At 44.3% G+C, this 9,925-nt stretch carries 7 protein-coding genes and 4 tRNA genes; 7 read left to right on the plus strand and 4 right to left on the minus strand.

The features are described from left to right. Positions 1 to 70: 70 nt before the first annotated feature. Both BTO10_RS21265 and BTO10_RS21270 read right to left on the minus strand, forming a co-directional pair. Positions 71 to 1,951, minus strand: coding sequence for a methyl-accepting chemotaxis protein (locus tag BTO10_RS21265; protein ID WP_105025754.1), 1,881 nt, complete (start codon positions 1,949 to 1,951; stop codon positions 71 to 73). Positions 1,952 to 2,228: 277 nt separating this feature from the next. Continuing rightward, positions 2,229 to 3,644, minus strand: coding sequence for an SLC13 family permease (locus tag BTO10_RS21270; protein WP_105025755.1), 1,416 nt, complete (start codon positions 3,642 to 3,644; stop codon positions 2,229 to 2,231). A 581-nt stretch (positions 3,645 to 4,225) separates the two neighbouring features. Here BTO10_RS21270 and BTO10_RS23880 point away from each other — a divergent pair. After that, positions 4,226 to 5,521, plus strand: coding sequence for a methyl-accepting chemotaxis protein (locus BTO10_RS23880; protein ID WP_105025756.1), 1,296 nt, complete (start codon positions 4,226 to 4,228; stop codon positions 5,519 to 5,521). A gap of 58 nt (positions 5,522 to 5,579) precedes the next feature. Next, positions 5,580 to 6,179: an outer membrane beta-barrel protein gene (locus BTO10_RS21280; RefSeq protein WP_105025757.1), complete on the plus strand. Its 600-nt coding sequence runs from the start codon at positions 5,580 to 5,582 to the stop codon at positions 6,177 to 6,179. A 157-nt stretch (positions 6,180 to 6,336) separates the two neighbouring features. On the opposite strand, the gene asd is transcribed toward BTO10_RS21280, so the two are convergent. Further along, positions 6,337 to 7,248: an archaetidylserine decarboxylase gene (asd, locus tag BTO10_RS21285; protein ID WP_105025758.1), complete on the minus strand. Its 912-nt coding sequence runs from the start codon at positions 7,246 to 7,248 to the stop codon at positions 6,337 to 6,339. Between the two features lie 125 nt (positions 7,249 to 7,373). Further along, the gene (gene rsgA / locus BTO10_RS21290) at positions 7,374 to 8,429 is read right to left on the minus strand and encodes a small ribosomal subunit biogenesis GTPase RsgA (RefSeq protein ID WP_105025759.1); all 1,056 of its coding nucleotides are present in this window, start codon (positions 8,427 to 8,429) and stop codon (positions 7,374 to 7,376) included. Positions 8,430 to 8,578: 149 nt separating this feature from the next. Here rsgA and orn point away from each other — a divergent pair, with 149 nt between their 5' ends. From orn to BTO10_RS21315, 5 genes are all read left to right on the plus strand, one after another. Then, complete coding sequence (gene orn / locus BTO10_RS21295) at positions 8,579 to 9,124, plus strand: oligoribonuclease (protein WP_004741326.1); 546 nt, start codon at positions 8,579 to 8,581, stop codon at positions 9,122 to 9,124. Positions 9,125 to 9,304: 180 nt separating this feature from the next. Continuing rightward, positions 9,305 to 9,380, plus strand: a tRNA-Gly gene (locus BTO10_RS21300). A gap of 54 nt (positions 9,381 to 9,434) precedes the next feature. Beyond that, positions 9,435 to 9,510, plus strand: a tRNA-Gly gene (locus BTO10_RS21305). Between the two features lie 54 nt (positions 9,511 to 9,564). Next, positions 9,565 to 9,640 (plus strand) — tRNA-Gly (locus tag BTO10_RS21310). 139 nt (positions 9,641 to 9,779) lie between these two features. Continuing rightward, a tRNA-Met gene (locus BTO10_RS21315) sits at positions 9,780 to 9,856 on the plus strand. Positions 9,857 to 9,925 lie beyond the last annotated feature (69 nt).

The raw sequence follows: 9,925 nt of genomic DNA on the forward strand, positions 1-9,925 counted from the left end.
AATGCACCGCTTTGCTTTTCAGTGATAGGTTTGCTCTAAGTATCCGTTCGCTTGTTTGAGTTGCGAGGCTTTATACCTTAAAGCGCTCCACATCTCGACGCATCGACTCAGCAGCGCTACTCATCTCATTTGAGCTATTACGGCTGTTTTCTGCTTGTTGAGCGAGGTCGTCAGAGGCATCTTTGATCCCTTGTGTATTACGACTGATGTCTTCACTGACTGCTCGTTGCTCTTCGGCTGCGCTGGCTATCTGTAGTGCCATGTCGTTGATTTCACTGATGGCTTGCGTGATTTTAGATAGGCTATCGTGCGCTTGCTCTGCGAAGCCAACACTGTTTTCTGCGAGCTGAGTGCTGGTGGTCATGCTATCCACCGCATGTTCAGTGTTCTTCTGCAAGGTATCGATCATCACACGGATCTCTTCTGTTGAGCCATAGGTTCTTTGGCTTAGCACGCGAACTTCATCGGCGACAACCGCAAATCCGCGACCTTGTTCACCTGCACGTGCCGCTTCGATGGCTGCATTCAATGCCAATAGGTTGGTTTGTTCAGCAATGCCTTGAATGGTCGATAAGATCTGATTGATGCTTTGCGCGTTGTTTTCCAGCTCTCGGATCACATTGGCCGCGTCTTCCACTTGAGTTGCAAGGCCAGTAATCGCATCGCGGTTTTGTTGAATTACGTTTTGGCCGTCATTACAGGCGGATGCAGAGGCCTGAGAAGCGGATGCGGTCAATTCTGCATGACTCGCGACTTCTGCAGCGGTTGCTGACATCTCATGAATCGCAGTCGCAATTTGGGTTATATCGTTTTGTTGATTTTCTACTCGCATCGAAGACTGAGCCGCAAGTTGGTTGGCTTTCTCTGCATGGTTGTTTAAATCATGGCTGTGCTCAACGACGCCTTTCAGCATGCTCTGCATTTGACTTAAGAATTGGTTTACAAGCTCGGCAAGCTTACCTATCTCATCCATGCGGGTGATATCGATACGTTGAGTAAGGTCACCTCTACCTTGAGCAAGTTGGGTTAGCGCTTCTGACAAGGTTTGTAATGGGTAAAGCAATCGAGTTATGACCATGGTGCTGACGATTGAAATCACGATATACAAAACCAGTGAGGTAATTGTAATAAATTGAATTGCGTCAGTGACTGCAGAGAACGCTAGATCTTTATCGATAACAATGCCTAGAGACCAATCGGTGTTCGGAACTTTAGCTATGTAAATCAACTGCTCACCTAAACCAGGCCAAGCTAATGGAGTAATAGTTTGGTTTTGAACCAGTTGTGACACTCGGTTTGCGGTCAGCTCTGGATTTAAACTTGTGAGTGGCTTTTGACTTAACGTTTCATCGCTGTACGCAACGATGTTGTTGTTACCATCTACTAAGAAGGCGAAGCCATCGTTATCCAGTTTTACGTTAAGTACTGTATCGATAATGCTCGTCACGGTTAAGTCCGCAGCCAGTACGCCCTGCTTTTGGCCACTGAAAGCTTTCGCAAAGCTGATGACGATACTGCCATCGAAATCTTGATACGGTTCAGTAATGATCAGGTCTGATGCGGCGTTGGCATCCTTGTACCAAGGGCGGGTACGAGGGTCGTAGTCTGCTGGCCAGCTTTCCGTTTTATCACCATACGCGATCGTACCATCGCTAAATCCCGCATAAACCGATAGGAATTGACCAGCTTGTTTAGTCAATAATAGCTCACGGTCAGAGTTACTGTTATTTGCTATGGTCGGCTCATTGGCCAACATCATATTACTTCGAGTCGAGATCCAATCTGCAATGTAGTTGTTTATCCCTACGCTTACATTCTTCATTTCTTGATTGATCGCGACTTCCGTCTCTTGAGTGAGCTGATTTACTGATATCCAAGCTTGAGCGCCACTCACAGTGGCAATGATAATTGTAATTGCCATTTGAATTTTAAATTTGATTGTGTGTCTCAAGGTGCACTCCTCTTTTTAGACAAAACCTTATTGGTAGCGACGTGCTGAGTGGGGAAATGGGTGTGTCTTTGTTGGCCGAATAGTGTCGTTGTCTGAAGGATAATAAATGTGTTTAATATCAAAAAACTGAATATATCTATTCTGCTTTTTTATAAATAATGAAGTAGAGTCACATTTTCACAATTGACTTTAGTATCAGTTATTTGCTGCTTATTTAAATGTGGCGCTAAATGTAAATTTAGCGCCCTAGAGAATCAAAAGGGAGGGTTAGCGTCTACTAGGTGATGATAAACAGGGCTAGGTAGACCAACAGCAAGCCGACAAGACCCAGGATCATCCCCATTTTCGCCATGTCTTTGCTTTCGATAAGCCCGGTTGAGTAAGCCAGTGAATTCGGTGGCGTTGATACCGGAAGAATCATGCCGAGTGATGCTGAGAAGGCAACTACAACCAATAACCCTTGTAAGCCCCCAATTGTTGCCAAGCTCTCCATAGAAGCGCCAATTGCCGCGGCTATTGGCATTAGCAAGTTGGCCGTCGCGGTGTTCGACATGAAGTTCGCCATTAACCAGCACACGATCGATAGCGTGATGACTACGGCTGCAGGGGACAGCGACTCATAGTCGATCGCATGTGCCAATGCAGACGCTAAGCCTGTTTTATCTAAGCCGATACCAATCGCAATACCACCGGCGACTAGCCACAACACATCCCAGTTAATCAGCTTGAGTTCTTCTTTGCCCATGATGCCCGTCAAGGTGAAGACCGCTAATGGAATGATAGAGACCACATAGGTGTTCATACCATGCAGCTTGGTGGTCATCCACAACAAGATGGTGGCGGCAAAGGTGACGTAAACCACGATCGCTCGCCAGCTCTTTCTGAATTGCCCATCGAGTTTAAGCACCATGTTTTTTTGGGTGGAAGGGAAGATTTTCTGAAGAAGGAACCAAGCTATGGTGAGCTGGATGATAACAAAGGGTAAGCCCATCATCATCCAACTGAGAAAGTCGATGGTGTTTTCACCGGTTAGGTATTGTAGTGCGATGGCATTGGGAGGCGTCCCGATTGGTGTTGCGATACCACCAGTATTAGCGGCAATCGGAATACACAATACGAGTGCTTTGATCCCCATATCGCCTTTTGGTGCAGAAGCCACGATAGGGCCAAGCAGAGCTAGCATCATGACCGTGGTTGCGGTATTCGACATAAACATTGAGAACACGGCGGTGATCAGCATTAAGCCAAGCATGATGAAGCGCGGTTCTGTACCGAATGGTTTCAGCAGCACTCGAGCTAGGTTGTTATCGAGTTCGTACTTAGATGCTGAGATTGCGAGAGCAAAGCCACCCATGAATAGAATGATGATTGGTGATGAAAATGCACCGAATATGTCGGTATATTGAATTAACTCACCGAGATCGTGTCCCGCTGGTGGATTTCTAAATAGGTGCAGGCCTTTGTCGGAAATCATCACCAGTTCAAGTGCAATGATCAATATCGAGGTGGCGAAAACCGGTACGGGTTCAAGTACCCAAAGAAGGGCAGCAAGTAGAAATATCGCTAGCAGGCGGTGTTGAATCAGCGTCATGTCATCGATAGGTATTGAATCTATTGGCATGAATAACACGCCCAAGGGAATCGCAAAACAAATCAACAGCTTGACCAGAACGCCAATATTGAGTTTAGGCATGTACAAAGACCCTATGAATAAAATATCTTCAAATAGAGTAAGTTATCTGGTTTTTTGGTACTTGGAGACGGGTTGGAAAATCAAAAAGTTGTTTAAGGTTTCGGCAACTGTTTTGTTTTTGGTCAATGTTTAAATTCTTAGATTTTATATTGATAAAGTTGCCTATGAGTCATTTGTCTTAGGTTATTTGTTAATAAGAGAAGTTAACTACAGTCTATCTTCAGATGGAGGTAAGTTTCAAACGATGAAAGGGTCACTTTTTGTTTTAAATGATAGTTTCATCCTTGCGTTTGTTTATGGGATTGGTGTTCTTTGGTCAATATCTGTGGTTGTTGGCTAGATTTGCGGTACAACACTGAATATCGAGCCAACTATTTCAATTCATACGTTGGATGGGTGTTACCATTACTTTGTAAATCTGTTAAATACCTTTATATAAAAAGATTTTACACCTTATATGCATCCCCTATTTATTGCATTAAGCATACCCCTATAGGTGTGCTTTTTTTTTATGTAATAAATAGCTTTCTAATATTGTTTTATCGTCAGTTGTACTTTTTTTAATGGAAGAAGGCATACAAATGTTCGGAAGTAAGAGTAAGAAGATAAAAGACTTGTCGGAAAGGTTGGAAGTTACATCTAGCCAAATTGGCGCTATTACTAAATTCATTCCAATCATCGAGTTTTCACCTGATGGTTATATTCTCAATGCAAACACGTTATTACTGGATATTCTTGGTTATACACTTGATGAAGTTCAGGGCAAGCACCATTCGAATGTTTGCTTTCCTGAGGTTTCTAACAGCCCCGATTATAAAAATTTTTGGAAAGATTTAGCTAGTGGGCAGGAGAAGCAAGGACGATTCAGACGAAAGCATAAAGATGGCCATGAAGTATGGTTAGAAGCGACATATTTCCCGGTAGTAAAAAGTGGCAATGTGGTGAAAGTTATGAAAATCGCCAGTGATGTGACCCTGAAGCATCAACAAAGTACATCTCGCCTCAGCATACTCGACGCTTTAGACCGCTCACTCGCAACTATTGAATTCACGCCGCAGGGGAAGGTTATCACTGCAAATGATAATTTTTTATCAACGGTTGGTTATCATCTTGATGAAGTTAAAGGTCAACACCATAAGGTTTTTTGTCCTGAAGAAATCCATTCTGAACTCGTGACTTTTTGGGGGGATTTACGTAATGGTCACCCAAAAGTAGGTAGATTCCAACGTAAGACAAAATTCGGGCAAACACTGTGGCTTGAGGCATCTTACAACCCAATATTATCAGAAGATGGCAGTGTCCTTAAAGTGATTAAGTTTGCTACTGATGTTAGCGATCAAGTGGAGCGGAATGACGCTGTTTCAAGAGCGTCAGAAGTGGCTCACAGTACTGCAGTTGAAACCGCACAAATAGCCAAGGAAGGCATCCTGCTATTGGATAGCAGTGTGCAAGTTTCACACTCTATTAGCTCTCAGGTCAATCAAGCGGTTATACAAACAAGCGAACTTAACCAACGTTCAAGTGACATCGCTGAAATTGTCGGAACCATTAAAGCTATCGCAGAACAAACTAACCTTTTAGCTCTCAATGCTGCAATAGAGGCGGCGAGAGCAGGAGATAGTGGTCGAGGTTTTGCTGTTGTGGCTGATGAGGTAAGGCAGCTTGCGGCGAGGACTGCGCAATCAACGGGTGAGATAGAAAGTGTGGTATTGAAAAATAATGCATTAACAGCAGATGTTATGCAGTCAATGGAGGAGGTAGCCAAAATTACGGATGAGGTTAAAGATAGAATTACTCAGATATCCGCAGTAATGGACGAAATTTACAATGGTGCAGAGAATGTCACACAAACCGTAGGGAAACTGAATTTGGCATAAGTGTGATTGATACTCGAAGAAAAATTTACTAAGAATGTTTAATTTATAGGTTGTTATTATGAACAAAGTTTTAATTTGCAGCGGTCTAGTCGCAATGTCATTGGTGGCAGATGCGCATGCTAACGATAATGTTTCTGGCTTCTATTTAGGAGCTGGTTTGGGTACAACTGGAGCCGACATCGATCATGTTAATGAGAGTACTATTGATGAGAGTGGCGCAACATATAAGATTATCGGTGGGTACCAATTTAACCGCATCGTCACTCTAGAAGCCCAGTACACTTCGTATGGAAAGGTGGATTTCAGGGAGGCCACTGTGAAAGGCAAAGGTTTGAGCACTGTCAAAGGTTATCGTTGGGATAAAGCCACTTCATTTTCAGTTGCCGCGAACCTCGGTTATACATTCGATAACGGTATCAGACCGTTTGGTATTATTGGTTTATCCGCGCTTACATTAAACCAGTCAACAAAGGTTTGGGAAGATAGTGGTTCTGCTCTACGCCTCGGGTTCGGTGTCGACTATACGCCAGACTTTTATCCTTCGATGACTTTTCGTGCTGCCATTGAGGCTGATGGCTTCACGCTTGAAGATGATTACTACCGAGATGCGGATGTTACGTTAGGCTCAGGGTATGTAGCAGCTTACTACCGATTCTAGTTTAATGTGTCGGTGTATCGATTTAAATAAAACACGCGATGAAAATTAATTTAAAAGAGCAACTTATAATACAAGTTGCTCTTTCTCTCTCCACCCTGTTCCCAATAAACTAGGCTCGACTGTTAGCAGAGCCTACTTCGTCAGAGTACTTAAAATGTCAAAGTTGGGCTGTGTTCTCTACTGAATCAACAGTTTCGGTCTCAACTTCGTTACCTGCGATGTGCGCATAAGGCGTACCAAGAACCGTTTTCTCACCATTTTGCATCGTGTCGTCGAACTTGATTGCATCTTTCGCAAATAAGTTGATCACGGTTGAGCCCAGTTTAAAGCGACCCATTTCTTCGCCTTTCTTCAAGATGATTGCTTTGTCACCTTGTGCTGGGTAATCCCACTTGTAAACCGAGTTGCCACGAGGTGGAGTGATTGTGCCAGCCCATACTTGCTCGATGCTACCTACGATAGTCGCACCAACTAATATTTGTGCCATTGGGCCAAATTCCGTATCGAAGATACACACCACGCGCTCGTTACGTGCGAATAGGTTTGGAACGTTCTCTGCCGTGAGCGGGTTTACAGAGAAAAGATCACCTGGAACGTAGATCATCTGACGCAGTGTACCGTCACATGGCATGTGTACGCGATGGTAATCACTTGGAGATAGATAAAGCGTTGCGAATTCACCATCTTTAAACTCTTCAGCAAGACCAGCGTCACCACCTAGCAGTTCACGTGCAGAGTAGTTGTGGCCTTTCGCTTGAATCAGTTGGCCGTCAGTAATTGGACCAAATTGGCTTACGCGAGCATCGGCTGGATGAACGATAACAGAGTCACCTTCAGCGATAGGGCGCATGCCGTCTTTTAGTTCACGTACGAAGAACTCATTGAATGTTTTAAAGTGTTTTGGATCGCTATGTAGCGCTTCATCCATGTTTACTTTGTATTGTTTGATGAACCAATTGATGATCGCTGTCGTTAAGCCGCCCGCTTTAGCAGACGCCAGTTTGCCGACTAGACGAGTTAGTCCATGTTGTGGAATCCAGTACTGCAATCCAACTTTAATCTTATCCATTGTATTAATTTTCCAATGCTATGTGTTTTTCAATTCAATCTGTCGATGACGATTTAGGGCGCGAGATGTTACTTAAATTCGCGCCAGTTGTCAGTAAATGCACATATTTGTTCACAAAAACGCGATTAAAGATCCGCTTTTTTGTTTCGTGAATACTGACGGTTGTCTTTGTTATTGACCATGCTTTCAATGATGCGGTGGTAGTTTTCGAAGCGCAGTCGACTGATTTTGCCATCTTCAACGGCTTCACGCAGGATGCAGCCTGGATCGTCATTGTGTTTACAGTCACGGAACTTACAGCCGCCAAGGTAAGGCTTGAACTCAACGAAGGCTTCAGTGATTTCATCGGCTTCTAAGTGCCATAGACCAAATTCACGAACTCCAGGTGAATCGATTAGGTCGCCGCCTGAAGGGAAGTGGTACAATCGAGCTGCTGTGGTGGTGTGCTGACCAAGACCTGAGTTTTCAGAAACTTCACCCTCTTCGATGTCAAGTGTCGGCATTAGCGCATTCACTAGGCTGGATTTACCTACACCAGATTGACCAACAAAGATGTTGATACGCCCTTTGAGTTCAGCTTCGAGCTCTTTGATACCGTAGCCAGACTTTTTACTCACGAACATCACTTTGTAGCCGATCTTTTCGTAAATCTTCAGTGTCTCTTGATACTCAGCGATTTGCTCTTCAGTCAGTAGATCGACCTTGTTGAGTACCACAAGCGGTGCGATTTTTACTGTTTCTGAAGCAATCAAGTAACGGTCGATAATATTAAGTGATAGCTCTGGAAGTACAGCAGACACGATAACCATTTGGTCTACGTTGGCCGCAACAGGCTTTAGACCGTCGTAGTAATCTGGGCGAGTCAGCATTGAGGTTCTTGGCTCAACGGCTTCCACAACGCCTGAAATACCAGCCATCGATTCTAGGCCTGCACGCCAAGTCACTCGGTCACCAGAAACTAAAGTCTCGATACTACGGCGTAAGTTACAACGATGAACTTCGTTTGTTTCAAGATCTTCGATATCAGCATGTTGACCAAAGCGCGTAATCACGAGTCCGCTTTTAGTACTACCAAGCATGTTCTCATCCCATTGGATTGAGTCTTCTTTCTTGAGTCGCTTGTTCTGGTTGCTACGTACGCGACGCACCTGACCTTTAGTTAACTTCTTTTTCTTAGCCACAATTTTTCACTTAACACATCTAACTTGATGATTGGGAACTCAAACTACTGTTGCTGGTGCCATTTGATTTCGATGGCCCTAAAGCTAGTTTGAGTATAGTTATTTGGGTATAGTACCTCTTTTAAACATAAACAAATAGGCGACGCCTTATGTCCTTTAGCGATCAGAACCTAATTTGGGTAGATCTAGAGATGACGGGACTGGATCCTGAAACTCATAAAATCATTGAAATTGCGACTATCGTGACTGATAGTGAGCTTAACATCCTTGCTGAAGGACCTGTTTTGGCTATTCACCAACCTCAGAGTGAATTAGACAAAATGGACGAATGGTGCACAACGACGCACACTGGCAGTGGCCTGGTGAAGCGAATTCAAGAAAGTACCATCACTGAGCAAGACGCTATCGAACAGACGATCGCGTTTCTTGAAAAGTGGGTACCAAAAGGTAAATCGCCGATTTGTGGTAACAGCATTGGCCAAGACCGCCGTTTCCTATACAAGCACATGCCTGAATTAGAAGAGTACTTCCACTACCGCTATGTAGATGTCAGTACGCTTAAAGAGCTAGCTCGTCGTTGGAAACCTGAAGTATTAGATGGTTTTTCTAAGTCAGGAAGCCACTTAGCATTAGACGATATTCGCGAGTCAATTGCCGAGCTGCAGTACTACCGAAAAACAATTATTAACATCTAGCCAGATAAACTGATCACGTTTGTCTAACTTTTCAGGGACATAAGAGCCAATTTTTTTGCAAATTTGTGTGCTTTTACAGCAGTTGAATAAAAAGTTTCGTAATTTTGCATTAAGGACTTGCATCACAAAAAAATGCTCTTATAATTCGCAGCCCTGAACGGCGAAAGACGTTTTCAGAATGCGACACTAGCTCAGCTGGTAGAGCGCAACCTTGCCAAGGTTGAGGTCACGAGTTCGAACCTCGTGTGTCGCTCCAATTTGTAGATTAACGCGAAAGCGGTAATCGAAAGGTGAAAGACCTTTCCGTGATGCGACACTAGCTCAGCTGGTAGAGCGCAACCTTGCCAAGGTTGAGGTCACGAGTTCGAACCTCGTGTGTCGCTCCAATTTGTAGATTAACGTGAAAACGGTAATCGGAAGGTGAAAGACCTTTCCATGATGCGACACTAGCTCAGCTGGTAGAGCGCAACCTTGCCAAGGTTGAGGTCACGAGTTCGAACCTCGTGTGTCGCTCCATTTTGAAAGTGAAACATGAAGAGCATTCTGGCAGAGTGCAATCCTTGCCAAGGTTGAGGTCACGCCTAAGCCTTGAAGATCGGGAACCTCGTGTGTCGCTCCAAATTAGAGACTCATCAACTTAATTGATGCATCCGGACGCGGGATGGAGCAGCTTGGTAGCTCGTCGGGCTCATAACCCGAAGGTCGTCGGTTCAAATCCGGCTCCCGCAACCACATTACAGTTAAGCGCATTAGCGATTAACTTATGCGACACTAGCTCAGCTGGTAGAGCGCAACCTTGCC

The organism is Vibrio chagasii (assembly GCF_002954585.1).
Classification (GTDB): domain Bacteria; phylum Pseudomonadota; class Gammaproteobacteria; order Enterobacterales; family Vibrionaceae; genus Vibrio; species Vibrio chagasii_A.